The following is a 24,572-nucleotide window of genomic DNA, read 5'->3' on the forward strand; positions in this document are numbered from 1 at the left end:
AGTGTTGATCGGTGACGTCGCGCGACGGTCCGGGGTCAGTGCCCGCATGCTCAGGCATTACGAATCGCTCGGACTGGTGCGGCCGACGGGTCGCACCGGTTCGGGCTATCGGGAGTATTCCGGCGAGGACATCCGGCGGATCTTCCACATCGAGAGCCTGCGGTCGTTGGGACTGTCGCTGCGCGACGTCGGGCGGGCGCTCGACGACCCCGCCTTCGTGCCCGCCGAACTCGTCGACGATCTGATCGGGCGCACACGCGAGCGCATCGCCGCGGAGACGCGGTTGCTCACCCGACTGCGGCGCATCGGTGCCGCCGAACCCGCCGGCTGGGAGGACGTGCTCCAGATCGTCGCGCTCCTCCAGGCGCTGGGGTCGCAGAGCGCGGGCGCGCGGCAGCGGGCGGCGCTGTCCGCGATCGACGAGGGGCCCGTGCCGGTGGAAGCGCTGGTCGAGGCCGTGCTGGGCGAGTCGGACCCGAACGTGGCCGGTGCCCTGCGCTGGGCCCTGGCGCAGGCGGGCGAGGACGCGCCGGTACTGCTGGCGGCGGGGCTCGACGCGCCGGAGGCCGAGGTGCGGGAGCGTGCCGTCCGCTCCATCGCCGAGATCGCGAACGCCGAGGCGACCGAGGTGCTCCGGGACGCGCTCACGCACTCCGACGCGGTGGTCCGCGCGCAGGCGGCGTTGGCGCTGGGCGCACGCGGCGTGGCGGACGCGATTCCGACGCTTCTCGACATGATCGTGGCGGGGCGGAACGACGCCGACGCGGCCGATGCGCTGAGCGTGCCGGCGAGCGATCCGGCGATGGCGGATCACATCGCCGGCGGCCTGGTCGACCGCCTCGCGCATGCCGAGGTGGGGTCGTCGGCGCGTCGCCGGCTGACCCAGGCCCTGGCGGACATTCCGGGGGGCGCGTCGTCACGGGCCCTGGCGGAGCTGTCCCGGGACGAGGACCGCGTCGTTGCGTCGACCGCGACGTACATTCTGGATCTGCGCGGCGCACGATAGCGGTGGGCGTGGGGTGCGTCGGCGAAGTGCGGTGATCCGGTGCCTTGTTCGCGGGAACGATCGGGCATCTCGCTTATGCGTGACCGGTATTCGGCACGTAGACCGTCGGAGCCCCGACTCCGCCTCGGAATTCGCCGCCGCCTAACCTGTCGATCGACTCGGGAGGTCGATGGACATGACGAACTACGCTCGTATGTACCGCTTCGGGATGACGCCCTGGGAGTCGTACGGGAAAGCCTCGGGGGATAGCATCTCGGCGGTAATCGCTCGTGAGGACGTCGACCGACCGCGACCGCTCGGCCGAGCACTCGATCTGGGTTGCGGGCGTGGCCGGTTCACCCCGGAACTCGCCCGGCGGGGTTGGCAGGCAGTGGGCGTCGACTACGTGCCGGCCGCGATCGAGGCGGCCCGACAGCGGGGCGACGAAGGGGTCACCTACGTCGTGGGCGACGTGACCGACCTCGGGTCGGGCGACCTGGGAACCTTCGACCTCTTCCTCGACATCGGCTGCTTCCAGGGCTTCGACGCCGACGAACGACAGGCCGTCGGCCGCGGTGTCACGGCCCTGGCCGAGCCGGATGCCACGCTGCTGATCCTCGCGTTCGGCCCGACCCGGTTCCGCTCCTTCGTGGGCGGCACGAGTCGGGACGAGATCGTGGCCGCGTTCCCCGACTGGGAGTTGTCGAGCGTCGAACCGGCCCCCACAGCGGGCCTCGGCTGGCCGATGAACCGGACCGAACCCCAGTGGTTCCGGCTGCGCCGCCGGTCCTGATTCGCGCGGACGCCGGCGCGCCGCGGGCGGTGCCGCGGCGCGCCGTGCGTCTCGGCACGGTCGGGCTACGACTCGCCGCTGATCCTGGCCGAGCCGATCGAGGCGGCGGCGATGGTCCTGGCGGCGGTCTGGGTCGAGGAGCCGGAGTTCAGCTCGGTCAGCGACGTCCGGTTGAGCGCGTGGACGACGAACTCGTAGGTGTTCACGGTCGACGGCGAGCAGGGCCCCTGGTAGCCGTACAGGCTCGCGCTGCCCCGGTAGTAGACCTGCCTGGTTCCCGCCGGGACCGACGGCCGGTAGGCGTGGTCGACGTTTTGGGGCAGCGAGGTGGCGCCGACCGGGATGTCGTAGGCGACCCAGTGGATGAGGTTGGCGTTGTCGAGATCGCGCATGACGATCGCGTAGCTCTTGGCGGCGGCCGGCGCGCCCGACCAGGCGAGCGGTGGGGACTCGTTCTTCTTGCCCGGATCGTGGCCGCCACCACTGGTGCACTCGTGGACCTTGGGGATGAGGCCGCCGTCCGCGAACGCGGCGCTGGAGAGGGTGAAGGCGTTCCGATCCGCCGGGGACGCCGGCGCCGACGATGCCGACGCGGCGACGGGCGAGAGGCCGACGGCACAGGTGACGAGCAGGGCGCACAGCACGATTCGTGTGCTTCTCACTGGAGGCTCCCGAGGATGCTTTTGTCGTGCGGTGATTCAGCCTAGGCATCCCGGATTCCGGCGGCCAACACCTCGCGTGCAGGCCGAGTTTTCCATTTCGGTCAACATCTCAGCCGGATTCCGGTCCGACAGCGGCTCCCCCGACGGGCGGGTGGGGGCCGCGCTCGCCGCGATCGGGGGCGCGAGGAGTGTGTCGGCCGGCGGGGATAGGTTGGCGACATGAGTCTTTCGCTGTCGTTGTTCCTGGTCGACCCCGAAGTCGCCCGTGCCGTGGTGGGATCGGGTGACGTGCGGGTTCGCCGCGCGATCGGTGGGCGGTTCAAGCAGGAGATGTCGCGGGACGACGACTACTTCGCGCACGAGATCGAGAACGGCGCGCCGACGCGATACGAGGCGCTGACGGCGGTCGTGGAAGGCGGCCCGTTCGAGGAGCGGCACGCCTTCCAGTACGGGTACGCGTACCGGATGATCTGCGCCTTCCACGGGCGCCGGTTGTGGGGCAACAGCTTCTCGCCCTTCAGGTTCGCGTGGCTGGGGCACGTGGACGAGGCCCTGAAGTTCCTCGGCATCGAGGCCGTCACGGTGTCGGAACTCGGCTACCGGCTGCCCGAGCCGTTGCCGAGCGCCGATCTGCCCGGCCACGGCGTCTGGTCGCCGGATGCCTGCGCCGTCGCACTCGCCCAGTACGAGGCGGTGGGCGAGGAACAACTCGCCGCCCTGGACGGCGACGTGCGCGAGGCGGTCGAGGAACTCGGCACCTGGCTCCAGGAAGCCCGCACCCACCCGGGCCGCGGCATCGTGGGCTTCCTGTCCTGACGCCCCCGCGCGCCGCCGGCTGCCGGCATCACCGCCCGGTCGTGGTGGGGGCCGTGCCGGTCCAGCGGTGGTAGGAGGGCATGTCGACGTTGCCGCCGCAGACGATGGTTGCCACGTGGCGGTCGGCGAAGCGGTCGCGGTCTTCGAGGATCGCGGCTATGCCGAGCGCGGCCGATGGTTCGACCACCAGGCCGGCGTGGTCGAGGAGCATGCGCATGCCGGTCCTGATCGACTCCTCGCGGACCAGGACGGCGTCGTCGGCGACCACGAGGAGGTCGTCCAGGACGGCCCGGATGGGGCGCCGGCTCGCGACGCCGTCGGCGATGGTGTCGGTCGAGTCGGTGGTGACGACGCGGCGGCTGTGCCAGGAGCGGGTCATCGCCGGTGCGCCCAGCGGTTGTACGCAGATCACCTCGACGCCGGGCGCCGATGCCTTCAGCACGTGGCCGACGCCGGTGGCCATCGCGCCGCCGCCGAGGGCGATCAGGACCGCGTCGAACGCCGGTGCGGCGGAGACCAGTTCCAGGCCGATCGTGGCCGCGCCCTCGCAGGTTTCGAGGTCCAGGCTGTCCTCGACCAGTCGGATGCCGTGGTGGCGCGCGACGGCCGCCGCCCGCTCGCGTGCCGCGTCGAAGTCGCCGTCCACCAGTTCCAACCCGGCGCCGAGCGCGCGGATGCGGTCGAGTTTGGCCGCGGGCGCGGAGCGGGGGGCCACGACGGTGACGTCGAGCCCTCGGCCGCGCGCCGACCAGGCGAGAGCCTGGCCGAGGTTGCCCGCGCTCGCGCACACCGCGGCACGTGCGCCGGCGTCGGCGAGGCGGCTCGTGACCAGTTCGGTGCCTCGGCCCTTGAAGCTGCGGATCGGGTTCGCCGTTTCGAGCTTGATGCTCACCGCACACCCGAGGCCGGGTTCGAGCGCGTCGCAGCGGTACAGCGGAGTGTCGAGAAAAACCGGGTCGATCACCCGCCGAGCCGCCCGGATCCGTGCTGTGTCGAGCCGCGTCCGCCGCATGGGACGACAGCGTAGTGCCGCCCGTCGCGGAGGTGTTCGGTGTTTGCTGGTCAGTGTCATGTGTGAGGATCTGACTATTGCCGAGGGTGATCGAACCCTTGCGTACCGTCCGGTTGTCCATCGAGCCTGAAGGGGTACGGCCGGACCGGATCGCGGGTGTCCGAGGGGGAAGCGTGGCAGTGACGTGGGGGCGGCGATCCGTGCGCGAGTGTGCCCGAGCGCGGGATCCCGCGGTGCGATCCGGGCGTCGGTCGTGAGCCTTCGCTCCACCCTCCGGCGCCCGTTCCGCGCCGGAGGCGTGCTGTGCCCGGGGCCTCGGCCGAGCCCGCGCGCCGAGTCGGGTGGCGCCGAAACCGGGCCTTCCGAACGGGAGTTGTGGTTGCAGGGCCACCGCCACGCGGCCATCGGGCGGATCTCGCTCCTGGCCGTCGTCGCGGTACTCGCGCTGACGACGGCCCCCGCCGGGCGACTGCCGGCCACCGCGCTGGGAGTGGCCGCGGCCCTCGCGGGCGCGTCGGTGTACTCGTCGCGACTGCTGAGCGGGCGATTGCGCGGCCTGCCGACCCTGGACCTGGTCGTCGTCTGCCTCGTGTGCCTCGGCCAGTCCTGGACCGTCTCCCCGAACATGTCCCGCGACCACCCGAACTGGGTCTGGTACGCCGCCACGGTCGCGGTGGTGGCCTATCAGTGGCACACCACGTCCCGCGAGGGGGCGACCACCATCGTGGTGGTGACGCTCGCCTACCTGATCGGATCCGTCCCGACCGGCGACGTCGCGTGGCCCCGAGCCCTGTGGCTGCTCGTGACGGCGACCCTGTCCCGCGCGCTCTACCTGCGGGTGCGCCAGGGCGGGCGGCAGGCGGACGCGGTGCGCGGCCGCCGGGAGCGGGTGCGCCGCACGCTGACCGTGCACCGGGCCCGACGCACCGACGCGCGCGAACACCTGGCCGCCCTGCACGACACGGCCGCGTCCACGCTCTTGATGGTCGGCATGGGCGCGGTGGACGGGCGCGAACACCTGCCGGCCCGGCAGGCCCGCCGCGACCTCGCCGTGCTGCGCTCCGCGCGCCCGGACACCACGACGCGCGAGACCGCCCCGGACGAGTTGCTGGCCGGTGTCGTACGGCACAGCGGAGTGCGGGTGGCCGTGACCCGGTCCGGTACGACGCCGCTGCCCGCCGGCGTGACCGAGGCCCTGCGCGGGAGCGTGCGCGAGGCGCTGACCAATGTGGCCCGACACGCCGGCGTGGGCGACGCGGAGGTGCGCGTCGAGCGGGACGCGGACGCCGTCACGGTCACGGTGTCCGACTCCGGGCGCGGGTTCGTGCCCGCCGACGTGCCCGCGGCGCGCCGGGGTGTGTCGGATTCGATCGTGGCTCGGATGGCGAGCGTCGGCGGCCGCGCGTACGTCGACTCCGCGCCGGGGCGCGGCACCCTCGTACGCCTGGAATGGTCGGCGAGCGAACCCGACATCGCCGCATCGGCAGCCGTCGAGCCCCGAGCCGCCGAGGAGTTCGCGGAGCCGACCGCGGACTACTTCCTGCACGGGCTTCGGGTCGCGGCGCTGACCATCGCGGTGGTCACCCTCTTCGTCTGGGAACTCCCCATGCTGCTGGGGAACATCGACCACTACGCGTCGCCCACCCGGCAGTTCCTCGCCTTCGGCGGCACGGTCGTCGTCGCGGCGGGCTGTGCCGTGCCGGTGGCCTGTCGCCGGTCCACGGACCGATGGCGCCTGCCGTTGACGATCGTGGTGCTCGCGATGTCGGTGCTGTCGCAGCAGGGAGTGGCGACGCGGGATCTGGGCACACCCGCGCACTGGACCTTCGGGAATCCCGGATGGTTCGCGCTGGTTCTGTTCCTGGGACGGGGCGTGGCGCCGCTGGTCGTGGTGTCCACGGTCGAACTGGTCCCGACGGTGGTGTCGCTGTGCCGTGCCGACGGGGACGATTCCGGATCGTTGTCGGCGGTCCTGTTCGGCGGTTTGGTCTTCTGGAGCGGCCAACTCGCCATCGGGCTCTCGGCGAAGGCGCTGCGGCGCACGGCGGACACCGCGATGCGACACGCGGCGGAGGAGGAGCGGATGCGTGCCGAACACCTCGTGTCCGAAAGCGTCGAGCACGATCGACGACAGCGCTTCGCGGCGCTGGAGGAGAACGTGGTACCGCTCCTGGAACGCCTCGCCGCCGGCGAACTGGACCCGCGCGCGGAATCGGTACGCCGTGCCTGCGCGGTCGAAGCGGCGCGGCTGCGCCGGTTGTTCGCCGAACACGACGACGCGCCGGATCCGCTCGTGCACGAACTGCGGGCGGCCATCGACGTGGTGGAGCGCCGGGGCGTGGTGGTGACGCTCGCGATGCGGGGGCGGCGGCCGGCGCTGGCGCGGGAGGTGCGTCGGGCGCTGATCGATCCGGCGATCACCGCGCTGGCGGTCGCCGAGGCCACCGCCCGGGTGACCGTGCTGGCCACGGTCGGCACGGTCACGGTGAGCGTGGTGGCCGACGCACGGCCGAAACACGGTGTGCTCGTCGACGACCGCGCGCGTGAGCGGGTGTCGGTCTCGGCGATGACGATGGAGAACCGACTGTGGGTGGAGGCGACATGGACGACGAAGGATTCGCGCGAGCCGACGCGGGACGCGTCCGCGTGGTGATCGTCGACGATCATCCGGCCGTGGTGGCGGGCATCGAGGGTTGGTACGCCGGGGCGGATCCACCGATCGAAGTGGTCGCCGCCGGTCCGGACGTGGGGGTGGCCTGGGCCGGTCCCGGACTCGGTGTGGAGGTGGTCGTCTTCGATCTGATGCTGGGCAACCCGACGCCGGCCTACGGGGATCTGAAACGTCTGGTCGACCACGGGCGTCGGGTCGTCGTCTACAGCATGCGCGAGGACCAGGACACCGCGCTGAACTGCCTCGACATCGGCGCGTTCACCTACCTGACCAAGGCGGAGGGTGGTGCCCACCTGGTGGCCGCCACCCGCGCCGCGGCCGAGTTGCGGCCGTACACCCCGCCCGCGCTCGGCGGGGCCTTCGGGGCGGACCGCCGACCCGGGCGGCCGAGACTGTCCGATCGGGAGATCGACGTCATGGTCGAGTGGTTCAAGTCCGAGTCCAAGGAACTGGTGGCCGCGAAGCTGAATCTGTCGCCGCGCACGGTGGCCGGGTACATCGACCGGGTTCGGATCAAGTACGCCAACGCGGGCCGCAGAGCGTCGACGAAGGCCGCCCTGGTCGCCCGCGCGATCCAGGACGGGCTGGTGCGCCTCGACGACCTGTGAGCGGGTGTCGGCGCACCGTCCGCGGCACGCGGTACGCCGGCCGTGACGTACGGCGCTCGACGCTCGGGTCAGGCCGCGTGGTCCGAACCCGCCGCCCGGCCGGCCCGGGCGTCGAGCGCCCACAGGCGGGCGTAGCGGCCGCCCGCCGCCAGGAGTTCCGCGTGGTCGCCGACCTCGACGATCCGGCCGTCGTGCAGGACCACGATCCGGTCCGCCCGGGCGGCCGCAGCCGGTCGGTGTGTGACCAGCACCGTCGTGCGCCGCTCGGCGAGTCGCCGGCTCGCGGCGAGCACCGTCGCCTCGGTCGCCGGATCCAGGCCCGCCGTCGCCTCGTCCAGCAACAACAGTCCGGGATCGGCGAGTTCGGCCCGGGCCAGGGCGACGAGTTGTTGTTGTCCGGCGGACAGCCCGTGGCCGCGTTCGCCGATCGGCCGACGGAATCCGAGCGGCAGGGCCGCGATCGTCGCGAGCGCGTCCACGCGTGTCGCGGCGGCCTCGATGTCGGCGGGGGAGGCGTCCGGGCGGGCGTAGCCGATGTTGCCGGCGATGTCGCCGGTGAACAGGTGCGGTTCCTGCGGCACCACGCCCAGGCGCCGCCGATACGCGGAGGGTTCGTAGCGGCGGATGTCCACGCCGTCCACGAGCACCCGTCCGGTGTCGGGGTCGTGGGCCCGGGACAGGAGCTTCACCAGCGTCGACTTGCCCGCGCCGGTGGCGCCGACCAGGGCGACGGTCTCGCCGCCGGCGATCCGCAGCGACACGTTCCGCAGCGCGGCGTGGTCGGCTCCCGGGTAGCGGAAGGTGACGTCGACCAACTCCACGTCTCCGCTCAGGCGTTCGGGCAGCGGCGCGGGATGTTCGGGCGCGGCGACCGAGACGGGCGTGGCCAGCAACTCGCCGATCCGACGCAGGCCCACGGCGGCCTGTTGATAGCCGTCGAACGCGGTGGACAGCTGCTGGATCGGCGCGTAGAGCAGGGCGAGGTAGAGCAGGAACGCGACGAGCGTGCCGACGGACAGACTGCCGGCGGCCACCCGGGTCGCGCCCACGGCCAGGACCGCGGCCTGGCCGATGTCGAACAGCAGGGTCACGAACGGGAAGTAGAGGGCCAGGTGCCGCCGGGCCCGCAGCCCGGCCCGCCGATAGGCCTCGCTCAGCCGGCCGAACGCGTCCGTCGATCGTTGCCGCCCGGAGTGCGCCTGGGTGACGCGTACCGCCGAAGCACCCTCCTGGAAGCCCGCGTTGACCTCGCCGACCCGCTCGCGCGCCGTGGTGTAGGCGCGAGTGGAGAAGCGGCGGAAGACGAGCGTGGCCAGGACGACGGGCGGCAGTACCGCCAGTGCCGGCAGCGCGAGCCCGGGGTCGGTCAGCAGCAGTACGACGCAGACGCCCGCGAGGAGCAGCGCCTCGACCAGTCCCATGGCGAGGTGCTCGGTCACGAACACCGAGACCGCGTCCATGTCGGTGGTCATCCGGGTCATGATCCGACCGGCGGGGTGGCGCTGGTGGTAGTCCGGGCCGAGCCGTTGCAGGTGGGCGAACGCCCGGACGCGCAGCAGGTAGAGCGCGCTCTCGCCGGCGCGTGCGACGGTCACCGTCTGGACACCGAGGGCGGGCGCGTTGACGGCGACGATCAGCAGGGCCAGGCCCGTGACGGTCCACAGGACCGCCGGCGATCCGGCCGAGACCCCGTCGTCGATGCCGGCGCGGATCAGCGAGGGCAGGGCGATGGCGGCCAGCGCGTTCAGCGCGAGCAGGCCGGCGGCCGCGGCGACGTGCCGACGGATCGGCCGGGTCAGGTGTACCGGTCGCACATCGGGATCGGGCGCACGCGGGTCGAGGCCGGCGGGCAGCGCCGGTTGTTCGCGGGCCGGGGGCAGCGCGGCCAACGTGTGCTCGGGCCACGGGCCCTCCGGTGCGGGTGGTGCCACCTCGGGCCACAGCGCCGGCATCGTGCCCGCCGGCCGCGTCGGGGACCGGTCCGCTTCGCCGTCGTCTTCCCGCTCCGCCCACAACGCCGTGAACTGTGGGCAGCGCACCTCGAGTTCGGCGCGCGTGCCGACGTCCACGATCCGGCCCCGATGCAGGACCGCGATCCGGTCGGCGAGGGCGAGTGTGGAGCGGCGGTGGGCGATCAGCAGCGTCGTTCGGTCCCGGGCGGCGGTCGCCAGGGCCGCGTGCACCGCCGCCTCGGTCTCGCCGTCCACCGCCGAGGTGGCCTCGTCCAGGATCAGCAGGCGCGGCTCGGTCAGCAACGCCCGGGCCAGGGCGATCCGTTGGCGCTGACCGCCCGACAGGGTGAGCCCCCGTTCCCCGACGACCGTGTCGTAGCCGTCGGGCAGCGCGGTGACGAAGTCGTGCACGGCGGCGGCCCGGGCGGCGGCCGTGACCCGTTCGTCGCTCGCGTCGGGGCGTCCGTAGGCGATATTGGCCCGGATGGTGTCCGCGAACAGGAACGCCTCCTGGAACACGATGCCGACGTCGGCCCGCAGCCCGTCCAGGCGCAGGCCACGCACGTCGCACTCCGCGCCCGGCGGGCCGATCCGGACGGCCCCTGCGTCCACGTCGTGGAAACGGGGCAACAGCAGGCCCAGGGTGGACTTTCCCGATCCGGAGCCGCCGACCACGGCGAGGGTTTCGCCCGCACGGATCGTCAGGGACAGGTCCGCCAGCACGGGTTCGTCCGGCCGGTAGCCGAAGCACACCTTCTCCAGACGTACGCCGCACGGTCCCGGCGGCAGGTCCTGCGCGTCGGGCGCCTCGGTGATCGAGGGGCGTGTGTCGATCAGTTCGTGAACACGTTCGGCCGCGGTCCGGCTCGTCTGGATCGTGAGGAACAGTTGGGTGGCCGCTCCGGCCGGACCGATCAACGACGCACTGTAGGCGGAGAACGCCAGGAACGTGCCGAGGCTGAGCGCGCCGTCCATCGCCAACCGGCCGCCCAGGCCGAGGAGCGCGACCTGGCCGAGGCCGGGCAGTGCGACCATCAGCACCACGGGACGGGCCTTGAGCGCGGCCACCCGGATCTGTTCGGAGTACAGGCGGCGGGCCACCGTATCGAGCCGGTCCACCTCGCGGGATTCCTGACCGAAGCCGTGCACGACCCGGACGCCGGCGACCCGTTCGGCGATGTGCTGGGCGAGGTCGGCCTGGCGTTCCCGAGCGGACCACGTGGCGGGTGGCAACACCCGCCCCGCACGCGCGGTGGCGAGCCCGAGCAGGCCGATCGTGCCGAGGGTGACCAGGGTCAACCAGGGCGAGAGGTACACCATCGCCGCGACGGAGAAACCGCCCATCAGCAACGCGCCCACGATGGAGGGGAGTTCGGCCAGGAAGCGGCGCACCGCCTCGAGGTCGACGACGGCTCGGGAGACCAGTTGCCCGGTGCGCATGCCGTCGTGCCGCTCGCCGTCCAGCCGTTGCACCGAGGCGAACACGGCGCGCCGCAGGTCGTGTTGCACCCCGAGCGCGAGTCGGTCGATGGCGTAGTGCGCCACGAACGACCCGACGAAACGCAGCACCGCGAGGCCGACCAGCGCGCCGACGAGGCCCCGAAGTGCCGTCGTACGCCCGGCCGCCGCGTCGTCCACGATGCGCCGGGCGATCAGCGGGCCGATCGCGCTCAGTCCGATGATCGCCAGGGAGGCGACGGCGGACTGGAGCAGCGCCGAAGGGTGGCGTCGGCACTGTGCGAGCAGCCGCGAACCCCACCGGGCCCGGGTGTGCGAAGTCGGGGAGTTCATCGCGCGATCCGGGCCTCAGCCGTCCGCCGACACCAGGACGCCGGCCGCGAGCAGGTCCGCGACCACGCCGTTCGCGTCCGCCTCGGCGATCGCGCGTTCCACCGCGAACTCGGCGAGCAGCGCGCCGACGGCGCTGTCCAGGTCGCCGGTGGCCAGCATCGACTTCAGCACCAGGGCGCCGCTGGGATTGAGGGTGAAGTACACCCCGCGCTTCTCGTCGAGGAGCACGACGCCGTAGTCCGTCTCGACCGTGGAGACGTGGTGGGCGAGCCTGTACATGGTCGTTCCTCCTCATCCGTGCCGCGGCGCGCCGACGGCGATGCCGCCGGGGGCGCCGGGGAGCACGATGGTCGCGGTGACGGTGGCGGTGCCCGCGTCGATGACCGAGACGCTGTGGCTCTCCCGGTTGGTGACCAGGATTTCGGTGCCGTCGGGGGTGATCGCCAGGTTCTCCGGGTTCGCGCCGACGGCGACGCGGGCGTAGGTACGCGGCTCGTGGGTGGTGTCGACGGCGACCACCGTGCCGGTGTAGTAGCTGCCGACGAAGCACCGTCGCCCGTCGGCGGTGAGCGCGATGCCGAACGGGCCGGCCGGCGTCGCGAACGTGCCCACGACGGTGTCGGATCGGGTGTCCAGGACCGCGACGCTCCCGGTGCGCCGCTGCGCGTGGGTGACGTAGACCCGGGTGCCGTCCGGCGCGGCGACGATGCCGTTCGGATGGGTCCCGGTGCGGAGCGTGGTGGAGACGGTGGCGGTCGCGGTGTCGACGACCGACACGTCGTGGCCGCCGTAGTTGCTCACGTAGACGCGCCGCCCGTCCGGAGTGATCGCCGGGTGGCCGGGGTTGCGGCCGACGCGGATCCGGTGCGTGACGGTCAGCGAGGCGGGGTCCAGGACGCAGACGTCGTCGCCGCGGTAGTTGGTGACGTAGACGCTCGCGCCGTCCGGCGACACGGCGATGCCGCCCGGACCACTGCCCACCGGGACGGTCGCCGTCACCACGTCGCCGGCCCGGTCGAGGACCGACACCGTGCCGGATTCGAAGTTCGTCACGTACGCGTGGGCCCCGTCCGGGGACACCGCCACGCCGTAGGGGCTCTCCCCCACGCGGAGCGCGTCCACCAGCGTTCGGGAGGACACGTCGATGACGCACACCCGACCGTGCGACAGCAGGGGTACGTACGCGCGCGGTCCGGGGGGCGTCATTGCGGCCCCGCCGGTGCCGCCGTCGGCGCGCCGGTGGTGGGCGCGTCCCAGGTGACGGGCAGTTCGGTGATGCCGCGCAGACCGGGCGCGGGCTTGGCGGGTACCCGGTCGAGCGGGACGGCCGGGCGCAGGGTGGGGACGCGGGTCGCCAACGCGGCGAAGGCGACGCCCAGTTCGAGCCGGGCCAGGGTATTGCCCAGGCATAGGTGGAACCCGTGCCCGAAGGCGAGGTGGCGCGGTCCCGCCCGCAGGATGTCGAAGGTGTCCGGCAGCGGGAAGGCCGCGCCGTCGCGATTCGCGGCGGCCAGCCACAGCAGGACGCCCTCTCCGGCGCGGATCCGTACTCCGGCGATCTCGACGGGCGCGGTGGCGACACGGGAGAGCACGTCGGCGGTGCTGACGTGGCGCAGCACCTCCTCGACCGCGGCGGGCATCGCCTCCGGGTCGCGGCGCAGCGCCGCGAAGCGCCCGGGATGGGCGAGCAGCAGCGGGGTGCCGACGGCGAGGGTGTTCTCGGTCGTCTCGTGGCCGGCGACGAGCAACATCATGGCGGTCGCCAGGGCCTGACGATGGGTCAGGGTGCCGGTGCGGGCGTGGGCGGCGAGGGTGTCGAGGATGTTCTCGGCGGGTTCGTCGCCCGGGCCGGTGTGCGGTTGCGGGTGCGGTCGCCCGCCCGGGTCGTGGCCGGCCCGGTCGGGGAGGGCGTCGGCCCGGTCGCGGAGTACACGGTCCAGATACGGGGCCAACGCGCCGATCCCGGACGGGCCTCGGGCCAGCCGCTCCGCGAAGAACGCTCGGTCCGCGTCCGCTATCCCGAGGAGTTCGGTGAGGACCCGGGCCGGGAGCGGGGCGGCGAACTCCGCGACGAGGTCGACCGGCGGACCGGCGGTGAGCATGCGGTCCAGCAGCGCGTCGACGGTCGCCGTGACCATGGGCCGCAGCGCCGCGATCCGTCGACCGCCGAAGTGCGGGACCAACAGGCTTCGGTGCGCGCCCTGTTCCGGTGGGTCCATCTGGACGAACGTGCGGGTCTGGGCGGCGGATCGGCGATCCGGCGGCGATTCCTCGGGCACGTGGACGAGTTCCGGGTAGTTCGGATGGGTCGCGTCCGCGGAGATCCTCGAGTCGGTCGCCAACGCGCGCACCTCCCGGTATCCGGTCACCAGCCAGGCGCGATCCCCGCTCGGCAGCGTCACGCGCGTGAGCGGCCCGTGCCCGGTCGACGCCGCCCATTCGGGACGGAGTTCGCCGGGGTTCCCGTGCCGCGCGGGGCACGACGGAGGATCGTCCACCGGGTCGTGGTCGACGGGCGCCCGCGCGGCCGCCGCCGGGCAGGCCGCGGCCGTCGTGCAGGCCGTGTGAGCCGCGGAAGCCTCAGTGCCCATGGGGATCGACCCGGATCAGGACGCGCAGGTAGCCCTCGGGCACCTGCTCGTCGACGTCCCGGCCCTCGGCGCGCACCCACGCGTGCGCGCCGAACGGCGGCATGACCCGGGGACCCGCGCACCACGTGGGCCAACTGCCGTGCATGCGGCACAGGATCGCCGTGGCCAGCGAGCGGGGCAGGCAGCCGTCGGGGCCGCTGCACGTCCAACTCGTCCGCACGACCATCGAGCGCGCGCGGGCGGCCTCCTCGTACGTGGCGGGACGTGCCCCGCGACGCAGTACCAGCAGGACGCCACGGATACGATCCGGCGAGCGGTGCTCCAGTCTGCCCGCCACGAACACCGCCAGCCGAGTCAGCACCCGATCCGTGCGCGTCAGTGAGCGCGGATCGATGGAAATGGTCTGCTGCACAGTCGTGCTTCCTTCCGATCGGGTCAGGTCCGGGTGTGCGCCCGGTCGTGGTCGCGCAACCAGATCTCGCAGGCGATCGTCGGCTCCAGGCGGCGGGAGAACTCCTCGACCTCGATCGGCCCGTGGCAGGCGTGCCGCAGCCCGGCCGGGTCGGCGATGCCGAGCCGGACCAGCGCGCTGTCCCGGGCGAGGCCGACGAGTTGATCGCGGTGTTCGCGGCTGCCCAGCACGGCGTTCGCGGGTGTGCTCGCCTTCGTGGTGCGACCCAGCGTGGCGTCCGGGACGATGCCGCGCATCGCCTCGACCAGGAGCGGCTTGTACCGGGTCGGGTCGTAGCGCTCGGCCAGTCGTACCGAGGCCACCGCGTTCAGGACCCGATCGTCGAAGAAGGGAGCGGAGACCGGAACCCCCTCGGCCGCCGCGATGTGTTGGAATCCGCGGGTGATCTGTGCCCCGGCATGGATCGAGGAGAGCATGATGTGCACGCCCCGGTCGGTGTCGATGATCGGGTTCGCCTCGGCCGCGCGGCGCAGTTCGCCGCGCACCGCGTCCACCGCGTCGTCGCTCACCCAGCCGGGCAGCACCGGCAGTGTTCCCCAGCCGAACTCCGGCTGCCGCAGGTCGATCCGGTGGTTCGGGAGGCTGTTCGCGGCGTGCCGCAACCACTGCGGATAGCTCGACCGGTCCAGGATGCTGCGGGCCACGCCGGGCCAGGACCAGCGGTACTTCGCGGTGACGGCGCGCAGATGGCGGAAACCGAGGGAGGGATGCCGGCGCAGCAGCAGCGGCAGCCACTGGTAGGCGGTCGCGCACGTCTCGTCGCCGCCGAAGCCGGCGAAGTGCAGGCGCGGGTCGTGCCGTTGGCCGCGATGCAGGATGTGGCGGTACGGCTCGCGGTTGTGCTGCATCAGGAAGGGTTCGTCGAACCCGTCGCGGGCGGTGAGGATGCCGTCGTAGACCAGGGGCACCTCGGCGGCGGCCAGCACCTCGTGCCGCACCGGGCGTCCCGCGCGGGCCAGTTCGGCGACGGTGCGTCGAGCCCAGGCGACGTCGTCGTCCAGGACGTCCGGTTGTGCGGCGGTCAACGCCACCACGTCGGCGCCCCGTTGCGCGGCCGCGGAGACCAGGGCACTGGAGTCCAGGCCGCTCAGGTGCGCGGCGACGGTCTCGCCGGGTGCGGTCCGTACGGCCACCGCCTCGGTCAACGCCTCGCGCAGCGCCTTCGCGGCCTCGGCGAGGGACAGCTCGGGCGGCGGCGGGGACCACCAACGGCTCTCGCGCGCCGTGCCGTTCCGGTCGAACGTGAGGTGATCGCCGGGGCGGACCGCCCGTACGGTGTCCCAGACCGAATCCCAACCCATCGGCCACGGCGCGGACATGAACAACATGCGGGCGGCCAGCCTGCCGGGATCCACGCTCGCCCCGGAGAGCGCGGCCGGCACGTCCGCCCGATCGCTCGCCACCGGCACGCCGTCGACGCGGGCGTGGAACACGCGGCGCAGCCCCGTCGCCGTGCCCTGGACCCGAACCGTGCCGCCGAACGAGGCGAGCACGTGCGTACTGCCGGCGAGCGCCGCGACGAGAGCGTCGACGCCGTGCATGTCCCGCGTGCGTGACAGCCGGGCCGTCAACCACTCCTCGGTGACGTCATGTTCACCGGACAGGGCGACCACACGCTCCCCGACCCGGGCGACGGTGAGGCGTTCGTGGCTCCACCGACCGAGCAGCCAGGGGCGGCCCGAGGCGTGCGGGAAGTCTCGGAGTTCGGCGGGCGCTTCGTCGCGCAGCCGCTCGGCGACGCGCGCACCCGCGTCGGTGTCCGGAAGGACCACGAACCATGGGACGCCTACTGGAAACACGATCGTGCCCTTCTCGGACGACGGGCCGGGGGATCACGGACGCGGCCGCCGCGTTCGGCGGTGATCCGCAAGTGGCGTGCGGCGCGCTCGCGCGCCGCACGCCACCGATCCGTTCAGGTGCCGCACTTACGGATCACTCGGATCAGTCGAGGTAGTTCGGACCGATCCACTCCCACCACGGGCCGGGCTTGCGGCGGGTCTTGGCACGGAAGCCACCCGCCATCACCAGCGTCGGACGTTCGTATGCGCGCATCTCGATTCACCTCCCTGGACACGGAACTCGACGGGGCTCGGCGACGGACCCGACCACGCCCCGCTCGGCATTGCGATGCTTCGAAGGTCCGTCTCCAAGAACGCTAGCGACCGTTCGGCGTCGGGAATGACGGTCGTTCGACCCGCAATTCGGCGTGGGCCGCGGTGGTTCCGTGGGGGTGGCCGTGCCGGCCGCTCCGAACGGCCTCGACGGCCCGCCGGGCACGCGCACCACGGTCCACGATTCCCGCGGCGGGTTGGACGGCGGACTCGAGGCCGGTGCCACCGAGGGGCCGGACGCCCGCGACCACTCGTTCGCCGGCCCGCCGATGCGGGAGGCCGACGCGCCGGTCGAGGCGATGGAGGCCGTCGTGCGGCGCGGGTGGCGCGGGTGGCGCGTCGGTACGCGCGCCTACGGCGACCGCGCGGTGCGGGTTGCGCTCGATGTGTACGAACGGGTCCCGAAGTCCCGTCGGGTGGTTCACACGATGTGCTCGGTCCGGGGCCCGATCACCCGGCGGACCGCCGTCGGCGTCAAGGGCCCGAACACGTCGTCGGTTACGCCGAAGCCCTCGCCCCGCATACGACGGAGGCAGCGCGTCCGAACGGGGTGGAGGGGCTTCGCGGCATGCTCACCCCGGCCGCCTCGCCGACGTCACGGCCTGGGACCGAGAGCCCGCGACCTCGACCCCGTCCAACGTTCGGCGGCGGCCCCGATCGGCTCGCCCGGCGAACAGCGGTTCGTCCGGCGGCTATTCGGCGATGCGTGTGGAATAGCTCCAGCGGTAGAGCGGAAGGTGCGCGCCGTCCAACTCCACCGCGCCACCGGTGTATTCGTAGTGTTCCCGCCCGTTGCGGAAGGCCACGGACACCTTTTCGGGTATACCCGGCCCGTTCACCACGAGGACCGCGGGCATCTCGGGGATCCCACCCGTCAGGGCCACCCGCACCTCTTCGCCCGGATGGGTCGGAATCGCGCCACTGTTCATCGTCCACCTCGCATCTTCCACCTCGCATCACCCGTCACCGCGCAAGGGCCGCACGGCGAGACCGACCGGGAGCTGCTCGCCCTGCACACACAACATCACGGGAGGCGTCCGGCACAGGGCGCACGAACGCATCGCGGGCGCACGGACGGCCGGGGAATCGCCGGAATGCCTTCGATCACTTCTTCCACGCCCTTGCGTGTCCCACGAGACCGCGTGTACGTGGCGAACCTCGACGTGGCGCGACGGCGATCCCGGGGCGGCGTGAGCGCGGCCGCGCGGGGCAGACATCCGGTCGACGGCTACGGAGCGAGAGGAGCATGACATGGCGGACCTGCGAGCGGTCGGGTGGGCGCACTCCTTTCCGATCGGCGGCGGCGTGGAGGCGGGTCGGCGCTGGGCCCGGGAGCGGCTGGCCTGCCTGGCGTGGACGGCGGACGCCCCGGAGACGGTGGACGACATCCTCCTCACGGTCTCGGAACTGATCACCAACGCCCACGTCCACGCGCACAGCACGGCCCGGCTGGTCCTGGCCTGGGACAGCCGCTGCCTGAACGTCTACGTCGCCGACACCGGCCCCGGGCTGCCGGCCCCGCGCGGCCCCGAAAGTCTCGCCACATCGGGCCGGGGCCTGGCCATCGTCGACGCGATCGCCGACGAATGGGACACCCGCCCCACCCCGCACGGCAAGGCCGTCACCGCCTGCTTCCGCCCACCGGGCACCTCTCCGCACGACGGATGAACAACCGTCGCCCTCCGCGACCACCGCCCGTTCGGTCGCGGAGAGCGACGATCTAGCCGCGCTCAGATGCCTACACAGGCACCCACCGGCTCGCGCGAATCGGCCCAGCCGACGAGGGTGGCGTCGGCCAACGTGGGCACCCACATGTCGACGAGGGCCAGTTCCTCGTCGCGCGGGGCGGCCCCCACGCCCAGGATTCGCAGGCCCGCGCGTGAGGCGGACAGGATGCCGCAGTAGGAATCCTCGACCGCCAGGCACACGGACGGCGGAACGCCGCAGGCCCGCGCTGCCGCGAGATAGACGTCCGGGTCGGGCTTGGGACGCAACGTCGCGTCCGGGACCACGATGTCGGTGAAGTACGGGAGCAGCCCGGCGTGCGCCAGCCCCGACTCCACGACGTCGCGCGGACAGTTGCTCGCCACGGCCAACGGCGCGAAATCGGCCGCCAGACGTACCAGTTCAGCCGCCCCGGGAATGGTCACCGGCGCGGCGGCGACCAACTTCCGGAAGTGGTCGAGGAGTTGTGCCGTCACCTGGTCGGCCTGGCCGGCGGAGAGCCCCGCCACCTCGGTCATGACCCGTCCGCATTCGGTGAAATGCAGCCCCTTGGTGCGTTCGCCGAAGTCGTCCGGGGTCTCCACGCCGTATCCGCGCAGCACCAGTTCGCGCGCCTCTTCCCAGTGGCACTCGCTGTCCATCAGCGTGCCGTCGCAGTCGAACACGATTGCCGCGGGGGTCCAGGAGAGAAGGGAGTTTCCTGCCATCGATGAGCCGTCCGATCGAGAGATGTGGATCGCGGGGCGAGGCTCCGCCGAAGCGTCGGCGAGCGGGTTTCGCCCCGAAACATAACGATCATTACGCTAGATCGAGTACTCTTCGTATTCAAAGAACCACGGAATGTCTGCGTGTCGACGTCGGGGTCAGCGGTAGCGCGCCGCCCCCAGGGCCGTGTACGCCCCGCCCTGACGGAAGCGGAACGAGGCCTGTCGACCGTGGTGCAGCGTGCACTCGATCCGTGCGAGCGGGTGGAACTCGGTGAACCGGGGAGCGCGCAGGCGAAACGCCGTCGGCCGGAGCAATTCGCCGCCGCTCACGAGCGCGATCGCCTGTCGGGCGGCTTCGACGAGCACCATCCCGGGCATGTGGTCGCCGGGGTGATCGAAGAAGAACGGATGCAGGTGGTCGGCCGGATCCACCTCCAGGACACCGCCGTGGAATCCGGCGATCAGCACGTCCCGGGGCAGTGTGACGTCCACGGCCTCCGGCGTCGGCCGTACCCGCGGAGCCGCCGGTCGCGCCCGCGTGGCGCCCCGGCGCAGCGCCGCGTACGCGTGGGGGTCCAGGAAGCGTGCGTTGCCCCCCGCGCGGGCGAAGGTCGTGGTGCCGACCGACAGCCGCACCCGCAGCCGTACTCCGCGCAATCCGCGCCCGTCGGGCGTGGGGCGGAAGTCGTCGACCTCCGCCAAACAGGTGATATCACTGGCGCCACTCGTCGAACGTGGCTCCGCCGAGGCGTCGACACCGTAGAAAAGGTCTTTGATCAGGAAGTGTGCCTCCGGAGGCACCGCATAGAACTGCGCCGGAATGAAGATTCCGAGCTGACGGAGGGTTTCCAGTACCATCAGCCGACTGTGGCCACCGTCGTCGGTGGGGCGAAACGTGGGATGGGAGCGGGGCCACTGGGCGGCGGCCAGGAAGGTCGTGTCCGCGACCCGGACCACGTCGGTGAGCAGCACCTCGGCCACCGACACCCGATGTACCGATTCCCGTTTCACGGTGCGCGACCAGCTCAGGAGCCTCGCCGACGAGCGCGAGGACTCCGTGTCGCCGCCAAAGGCAACCATGAATACAAGCAGAACCCAGGTGGCGGGAAGGTGCATGTCGTCTTCGCTCCACCCGTCGGGTGACGGCGCGCGAGGCCCGGCGATCCGGCCCGCCGGCGCGGCCCGAGGGCAGACGATTCCCAACCGGGCGTTCGAGTTGGAGGTGGCACGTGCAGGCACGGGCAGGGGCGACTCGCCGCTCTCTTCTGGAGAGCGCGGCATGTCTGTTCCACGAGCGAGGTTTCGCGGGTACGAGCATCAGCGACATCGGCAACGCGTCGGGACTCACCAGCGGGGCCATCTATTTCCACTTCTCGAACAAGGACGCCCTGGCCCGCGCGATCGTCGAGGCACACTTCGACACGTGGCCGGTGCTGATCGAACGACACACCGGGGCCGGTGCGCCGGCGACGGTGTCCCTGGTGCGATTGAGCTTCGCCGTGGCCCGGGCGTTTCGCGACGATCCGCTCGTGCGCGGTGGTGCGCGGTTGTGGAGCGAGCGGTACGGGATCGACGCGACGCTGCCCGCCCCGTTCGTGGGTTGGATCGCCGCCGTGCGAGCCCTGCTGGAGCGGGCGCGGGAGGAGGGCGAACTCGCGGACCGGATCGACCCGGCCGGGGCGGCGAAATCGATCATCCACGCGTTCTTCGGCCTGCATACGGTCTCCGACGCGCTCTCCGGCCGTGCCGAGATCGAGAACGACCTCGCCGACCTGTGGCGTCTGCTCCTCCCGGCCCTGCTGGCCGATCCGGGCGCGGCGGAGGACACGTTGCGGCGCGCCCTCCCGGCCGTCGACGAAGTGCGGGCGTGAGAGTCGGCCGCACCAGTCGTCGACGCGGGTGTGTCGCCGCGCCGCGGCGCGGTGGCCGGGATCGGCGAACTCGTGGCGGATTCCGCCGACTCGGCCGGTTGGGTGGAGGTATCCCGGGCAGCAGGGCCGAGAACCCGAACCGCAGGGTCGCGCCCGTCGGCGCGGCCGGAAAGGAAGACATGGACTGGCGATCCGCCGCTGCCTGTACGCACGAAGACCCCGAACTGTTCTTCCCGGTCGGCAACTCCGGTCCGGCCGCGGAGCAGATCGACCGGGCGAAATCCGTCTGCCGACGGTGCCCCGTGATCGATCGTTGCCTCTCCTGGGCGATGGCGACCAGGCAGGAGAGCGGTGTGTGGGGCGGTCTCGACGAGGACGAACGCCGTGCGCGACGCGGAGGAAACACCCGTCGGCGCCACGGCCGCCACGCGGCCTGAGGCCGGATCCGGCCTCGACGGTCACGGCTCCGGGTGCAGGCGCGCGTCGAACCGTCGCGTCGGCGGCGGCGGTACCGCCTGGGTGAAGTTGGCGAACGGCTCCGCGGCGGCGACGAGGGCGGCCAGGGCCGGGGAGGTCGCGGCGTCCGGATGCGTGGTGAGCGCCTCGCGGGCCCGCACGATCGCAGCCCGCAGTTCCTCGTGGCGAGTGGTCGGCATCGCGCATTCCCTCCCGGACCGGCACGAGGATCGTCCGACAGGTTCCGACCTCGGTACGGCGAACATTATCCGAGGCGGACGATGCGAAGCGGGGGTGATCTCCCACCCGCCGTCGTGGCGAAACGGCCACGACGGCGGTGGGCTCCCGAGTGGACCGGGCGAGACGGCGCGACCCCGGCGCGAGGGGTGCGCCGGGGTCGCGGTGTCGCCGGTGGTTCGTGTGGTCGGGCCCGGGATCAGGCCCGGACGGTCCAGGTCAGAGTCGTCCGCAGGGTCTCGGCGACGGCCGGGTCACGGACCGAGTCGGTCGGGTCGACGACCACCACGGTCAACCGGTGCGGCCCCGCGCGACGCGGGTCGAGGCGCAGTTCCGAGACCTGCACCGCGTCCTCCCGCGCCGGTGGCCGCAGCGGCTCGTCGTCGAGGTACCACCGCACCCGAAGCGGCCGCGCGGCCGGACCGACGGGTCGGGCCAGGGCGATGCGCGCACTGTCCCCGGCCCGCAACGTGCGCGCCGTCGGGGTGAGGGCGCGTGCCGCGGAGGCGTGTCGATGGAAACCGGCGATCATCGCCTCGACACCGGGCAGGTTGAAGGGTTTGCCGGTGAACCGCATCAGCGAGCCGTCCGTCGGCCGGTTCAGGCCGGTCACGTAGTAGCCGCCGCCCGTGTACGCGCCGACCGTGCCGCCGTCGGGTGAGGTTCGGCCCAGCCAGCGGTACCACTTGGTGCGGGTGCTTCGCATCCGCGCGGCGGTGAGTTCGGTGATGTTGGACTCGCCCGGTTCGGGGCCGGTGTAGTGCTCGTAGCCGGGGACACCGGGGTAGAAGTACTCGTCGGCGAGCTTGCCGAGCGAGTGCCCCGTCTCGTGGATGGCCACCTGACCCGACTGGGCGTTGTGCGCGGAGGAGGTGGCGATGCCCTCGTAACCCAGCGTCGGGCTGGGCGTGTTGTAGCCGGCGCCGCCGTACTTGCCGCTGTTGGCGAGCACCATCACCAGGTCGACGGCGGGGGCGTTGTCGACGTACGAGTCGACCTTGGCCTCGTCGACGCACAGCAGCCGTTCCGTGTTCTCGCACCAGAAGTAGGATCCGAGCGCCGTGTCCCGGACCACGTCCCGGGACGGATCTCCGGACACTCCCGACTGGCGGGAAACCGCGTCCACCGCCCAGACGTTGAAGAGATTCGCGTACGTGGTGTACGGCTCGACGGCCACGATCTCCGCCCAGCGCTCCTTGACGTCCGTATGGAAGCGCGCGAGTTCGCCCGCGGTGTAGCCGTCGCCGACGAAGACGATGTCGAGGCGGTCCGAGGTGGGGCCGTTGTCGACGACCTTGGTGACCGCGCCGTCGCCCGGCGCGGTTTCGGGGGAGAGGGTGCCCGCCGGCGATCCGTCCCGGCCCTGCCGGGGGACCCGGATGTACCCGGAGCCCGCCTCGGTGTGCGTTTGCGAGAGCGCGGTGGGTCCCGCGTTTTCGGGGCCGGGGATCTCGACGAGGACCCGGTCGGTGGTCGATGGGACCCCGGCGGCACCGGCGGCCGTACCCGGGGCGGTGACGACGGTGCACACGAGGGCGGCGGCCGCGGCGACCGCCACCACGGGTCCGCGAAGGGATGTACTCGATCTGCGCAAGGGATTCTCCTTGGCACGCGAGGGAGATAGATCCGGACTTCAGTGAATCCAAGTCCGAACTTAAGCTAAACGCCGCAGCGTTGCCGCACAATGCCTCGAAGTGAGGAACCAGCGCAGGGGGGACCCGATGGACGAGCCGGCCGAGATCGGAAGCCGCATCCAACGCATGCGCAACCGACTGGGATTGACGCAACGTCAGCTTGCCGAGCCGAGGTACACCGCGGCCCACATCTCCACCCTGGAATCGGGCAAGGCACGCCCGTCGGAGGCCGCCCTGCGCTTCCTCGCGGGGCGGCTCGGCACCACCTACGAGGAGCTGACCACCGGTCACCCCGCCCACCTCGCCACCGAGCTGCGGCTCGCGCTCACCGACGCCCAGCGCCTGCTCGCCACCGGCACCCCCGAGCGGGCCGCCCTGCGCTACGGGGAACTGCTCGCCGACGCCGAGCGGCTGGCGCTGCCGGCGGAGCAGGCCGGCGCCCGGATCGGACTCGGCGAGTGTGCGCTGGTGACCGGGGAACCGGCTCGGGCGCGCGCCCACTTCGAGCAGGCCGAGCGGCAACTCGCCGGCGAACCCGCGCCCCGCCGGGCCCGCGCGATCCGCGGCCGGGCCGTGGCCCACTTTCTGGCCGGTGAACTCCGCTACGCGTGCTACGTGTTGGAGACCGCGCTGGACGAACTCGCGGCCGGCGACCTGCACGACCCCGACGCCCTCGTCCTGCTGCACGCCGCCTCCATCGCGCCCTACATGGACATGGGGGCGTACGTCCGCGCCGCACACGCCGCCGAGGTCGCCCTCGCGCTGGCGCCGCGGGTCTCCGATCCCGCCCTGGTCGCCGGCATGCACCGCAGCGTCGCCCGCACGCTGCTCGCGGAGGGCCGCATCGCCGACGCGGACGCCTCGCTGGCCAAGGCGCAGGAGCTCTACGGCCGGCTGCATCTGCGTACCGAACTCGCGCACTGCCACTGGATGCGCGGCTACGTCCACGCCCAGCACGACGCGCTCGACGCCGCCGAAGCCGAACTGCGCACCGCGCGCGAGATGCTGGTGGACCGGCACGCCCGACTGTTCGTCGCGCAGGTCGAGGTGGAGCTGGCCGACGTACTGCGCCGCCTCGGCCGCCACGAGGAGGCGCGGGAATTGTTGTCCGGCGTGCTCGATCTCGACGACACCCGAGGCGCGGTGCACGCGGCGGGCGCCCACCGGCTGCTCGGTCTGATGGCCGAGGAGCGGGGCGAGCCGGAATCCGCCGAGGAGCACTACGTCGACGCGCTCGGCTTCCTGAAGCGCAGCGGCGCGGCGGGGGACCTGGCCGACCTGTGCATGCTCCTGGGCGACCTGCTGCGCCGCATGGGCCGCACCGAGGCCGCGATGGACGCCTACCGCACCGGCCTCCGCAACCGCGCGATTCCGGGCACCACCACACTCGGGCCCGCCCCCGGCCACCCGGCACCGTACGGGGACGTGGGGGCCGGGCCGGCGTCGGTGTATCCGTTCGCGCTCTGACCTAGCCCCTC

At 72.5% G+C, this 24,572-nt stretch carries 23 protein-coding genes; 9 read left to right on the plus strand and 14 right to left on the minus strand.

The genetic code is table 11. The annotated features are described in order from the left end of the window. The first annotated feature begins 1 nt into the window (after position 1). Entirely contained in the window at positions 2 to 1,006 is a 1,005-nt protein-coding gene (locus tag EMA17_RS01695; RefSeq protein WP_126635041.1) for a HEAT repeat domain-containing protein, read from the plus strand. A 175-nt stretch (positions 1,007 to 1,181) separates the two neighbouring features. Continuing rightward, positions 1,182 to 1,778, plus strand: coding sequence for a class I SAM-dependent methyltransferase (locus tag EMA17_RS01700; RefSeq protein ID WP_218042587.1), 597 nt, complete (start codon positions 1,182 to 1,184; stop codon positions 1,776 to 1,778). A 65-nt stretch (positions 1,779 to 1,843) separates the two neighbouring features. On the opposite strand, the gene EMA17_RS01705 is transcribed toward EMA17_RS01700, so the two are convergent. Continuing rightward, complete coding sequence (locus EMA17_RS01705) at positions 1,844 to 2,440, minus strand: YbhB/YbcL family Raf kinase inhibitor-like protein (protein ID WP_126635042.1); 597 nt, start codon at positions 2,438 to 2,440, stop codon at positions 1,844 to 1,846. Between the two features lie 219 nt (positions 2,441 to 2,659). Between EMA17_RS01705 and EMA17_RS01710 the strand changes: the two genes are divergently transcribed. Then, positions 2,660 to 3,256, plus strand: a complete 597-nt coding sequence (locus EMA17_RS01710) for a DUF7691 family protein (RefSeq protein ID WP_126635043.1) — start codon at positions 2,660 to 2,662, stop codon at positions 3,254 to 3,256. 28 nt (positions 3,257 to 3,284) lie between these two features. Here EMA17_RS01710 and EMA17_RS01715 read toward each other — a convergent pair whose 3' ends face one another. Beyond that, entirely contained in the window at positions 3,285 to 4,268 is a 984-nt protein-coding gene (locus tag EMA17_RS01715; protein WP_126635044.1) for a threonine ammonia-lyase, read from the minus strand. A gap of 379 nt (positions 4,269 to 4,647) precedes the next feature. On the opposite strand from EMA17_RS01715, the gene EMA17_RS01720 reads away from it, so the two are divergent. After that, the gene (locus tag EMA17_RS01720) at positions 4,648 to 6,921 is read left to right on the plus strand and encodes an ATP-binding protein (protein ID WP_126635045.1); all 2,274 of its coding nucleotides are present in this window, start codon (positions 4,648 to 4,650) and stop codon (positions 6,919 to 6,921) included. Then, positions 6,870 to 7,547: a DNA-binding response regulator gene (locus tag EMA17_RS01725; protein WP_126635046.1), complete on the plus strand. Its 678-nt coding sequence runs from the start codon at positions 6,870 to 6,872 to the stop codon at positions 7,545 to 7,547. The genes EMA17_RS01720 and EMA17_RS01725 overlap by 52 nt, the downstream gene beginning before the upstream one ends. 68 nt (positions 7,548 to 7,615) lie before the next feature. Here EMA17_RS01725 and EMA17_RS01730 read toward each other — a convergent pair whose 3' ends face one another. The 8 genes from EMA17_RS01730 to EMA17_RS01760 form a co-directional block, all read right to left on the minus strand. Further along, positions 7,616 to 11,290, minus strand: a complete 3,675-nt coding sequence (locus EMA17_RS01730; protein ID WP_126635047.1) for an ABC transporter ATP-binding protein — start codon at positions 11,288 to 11,290, stop codon at positions 7,616 to 7,618. A 15-nt stretch (positions 11,291 to 11,305) separates the two neighbouring features. After that, positions 11,306 to 11,569 (minus strand): lasso peptide biosynthesis PqqD family chaperone, encoded by a 264-nt coding sequence (locus EMA17_RS01735; RefSeq protein WP_126635048.1) that lies wholly within the window; start codon positions 11,567 to 11,569, stop codon positions 11,306 to 11,308. A gap of 12 nt (positions 11,570 to 11,581) precedes the next feature. Then, positions 11,582 to 12,496: a YVTN family beta-propeller repeat protein gene (locus EMA17_RS01740; protein WP_160161269.1), complete on the minus strand. Its 915-nt coding sequence runs from the start codon at positions 12,494 to 12,496 to the stop codon at positions 11,582 to 11,584. Next, on the minus strand, positions 12,493 to 13,692 hold the full coding sequence (locus tag EMA17_RS01745) for a cytochrome P450 (RefSeq protein WP_160161270.1): 1,200 nt from the start codon (positions 13,690 to 13,692) through the stop codon (positions 12,493 to 12,495). Before EMA17_RS01745 ends, EMA17_RS01740 begins: the two co-directional genes overlap by 4 nt. Positions 13,693 to 13,870: 178 nt before the next feature. Next, positions 13,871 to 14,293, minus strand: coding sequence for a lasso peptide biosynthesis B2 protein (locus tag EMA17_RS01750; RefSeq protein ID WP_218042589.1), 423 nt, complete (start codon positions 14,291 to 14,293; stop codon positions 13,871 to 13,873). Positions 14,294 to 14,316: 23 nt separating this feature from the next. Beyond that, positions 14,317 to 16,125 carry an asparagine synthase-related protein gene (locus EMA17_RS01755; protein WP_126635051.1) on the minus strand — a complete coding sequence of 603 codons (1,809 nt, stop codon included), beginning with the start codon at positions 16,123 to 16,125 and terminating at the stop codon, positions 14,317 to 14,319. Positions 16,126 to 16,294: 169 nt separating this feature from the next. Then, a complete protein-coding gene (locus tag EMA17_RS53735) occupies positions 16,295 to 16,405 on the minus strand; it encodes a keywimysin-related RiPP (protein ID WP_246126383.1) in 111 nt (36 codons plus the stop codon). Positions 16,406 to 17,156: 751 nt separating this feature from the next. Further along, positions 17,157 to 17,393, minus strand: a complete 237-nt coding sequence (locus EMA17_RS01760) for a DUF5988 family protein (protein ID WP_126635052.1) — start codon at positions 17,391 to 17,393, stop codon at positions 17,157 to 17,159. Between the two features lie 322 nt (positions 17,394 to 17,715). On the opposite strand from EMA17_RS01760, the gene EMA17_RS01765 reads away from it, so the two are divergent. Further along, positions 17,716 to 18,132 carry an ATP-binding protein gene (locus EMA17_RS01765; protein WP_170222080.1) on the plus strand — a complete coding sequence of 139 codons (417 nt, stop codon included), beginning with the start codon at positions 17,716 to 17,718 and terminating at the stop codon, positions 18,130 to 18,132. 62 nt (positions 18,133 to 18,194) lie between these two features. Here the strand turns inward: EMA17_RS01765 and EMA17_RS01770 are convergent, their stop codons facing one another. Together EMA17_RS01770 and EMA17_RS01775 are read right to left on the minus strand one after the other, a co-directional pair. Then, a complete protein-coding gene (locus EMA17_RS01770) occupies positions 18,195 to 18,896 on the minus strand; it encodes an HAD family hydrolase (protein ID WP_126635053.1) in 702 nt (233 codons plus the stop codon). A 156-nt stretch (positions 18,897 to 19,052) separates the two neighbouring features. After that, positions 19,053 to 19,976 (minus strand): ScbA/BarX family gamma-butyrolactone biosynthesis protein, encoded by a 924-nt coding sequence (locus tag EMA17_RS01775; RefSeq protein WP_126635054.1) that lies wholly within the window; start codon positions 19,974 to 19,976, stop codon positions 19,053 to 19,055. Positions 19,977 to 20,125: 149 nt separating this feature from the next. Between EMA17_RS01775 and EMA17_RS01780 the strand changes: the two genes are divergently transcribed. After that, positions 20,126 to 20,767, plus strand: a complete 642-nt coding sequence (locus tag EMA17_RS01780) for a ScbR family autoregulator-binding transcription factor (protein ID WP_126635055.1) — start codon at positions 20,126 to 20,128, stop codon at positions 20,765 to 20,767. A gap of 179 nt (positions 20,768 to 20,946) precedes the next feature. Beyond that, positions 20,947 to 21,204, plus strand: coding sequence for a WhiB family transcriptional regulator (locus EMA17_RS01785; protein ID WP_126635056.1), 258 nt, complete (start codon positions 20,947 to 20,949; stop codon positions 21,202 to 21,204). Between the two features lie 21 nt (positions 21,205 to 21,225). Here EMA17_RS01785 and EMA17_RS01790 read toward each other — a convergent pair whose 3' ends face one another. Together EMA17_RS01790 and EMA17_RS01795 are read right to left on the minus strand one after the other, a co-directional pair. Then, positions 21,226 to 21,423 carry a hypothetical protein gene (locus EMA17_RS01790; RefSeq protein ID WP_126635057.1) on the minus strand — a complete coding sequence of 66 codons (198 nt, stop codon included), beginning with the start codon at positions 21,421 to 21,423 and terminating at the stop codon, positions 21,226 to 21,228. 236 nt (positions 21,424 to 21,659) lie between these two features. Next, the gene (locus tag EMA17_RS01795; RefSeq protein ID WP_307721515.1) at positions 21,660 to 23,054 is read right to left on the minus strand and encodes a M64 family metallopeptidase; all 1,395 of its coding nucleotides are present in this window, start codon (positions 23,052 to 23,054) and stop codon (positions 21,660 to 21,662) included. A 127-nt stretch (positions 23,055 to 23,181) separates the two neighbouring features. Between EMA17_RS01795 and EMA17_RS01800 the strand changes: the two genes are divergently transcribed. Further along, on the plus strand, positions 23,182 to 24,561 hold the full coding sequence (locus EMA17_RS01800; protein ID WP_126635058.1) for a helix-turn-helix domain-containing protein: 1,380 nt from the start codon (positions 23,182 to 23,184) through the stop codon (positions 24,559 to 24,561). Positions 24,562 to 24,572: the final 11 nt, after the last annotated feature.

Origin of the sequence: Embleya hyalina, from assembly GCF_003967355.1 — a bacterium.
Taxonomy (GTDB): domain Bacteria; phylum Actinomycetota; class Actinomycetes; order Streptomycetales; family Streptomycetaceae; genus Embleya; species Embleya hyalina.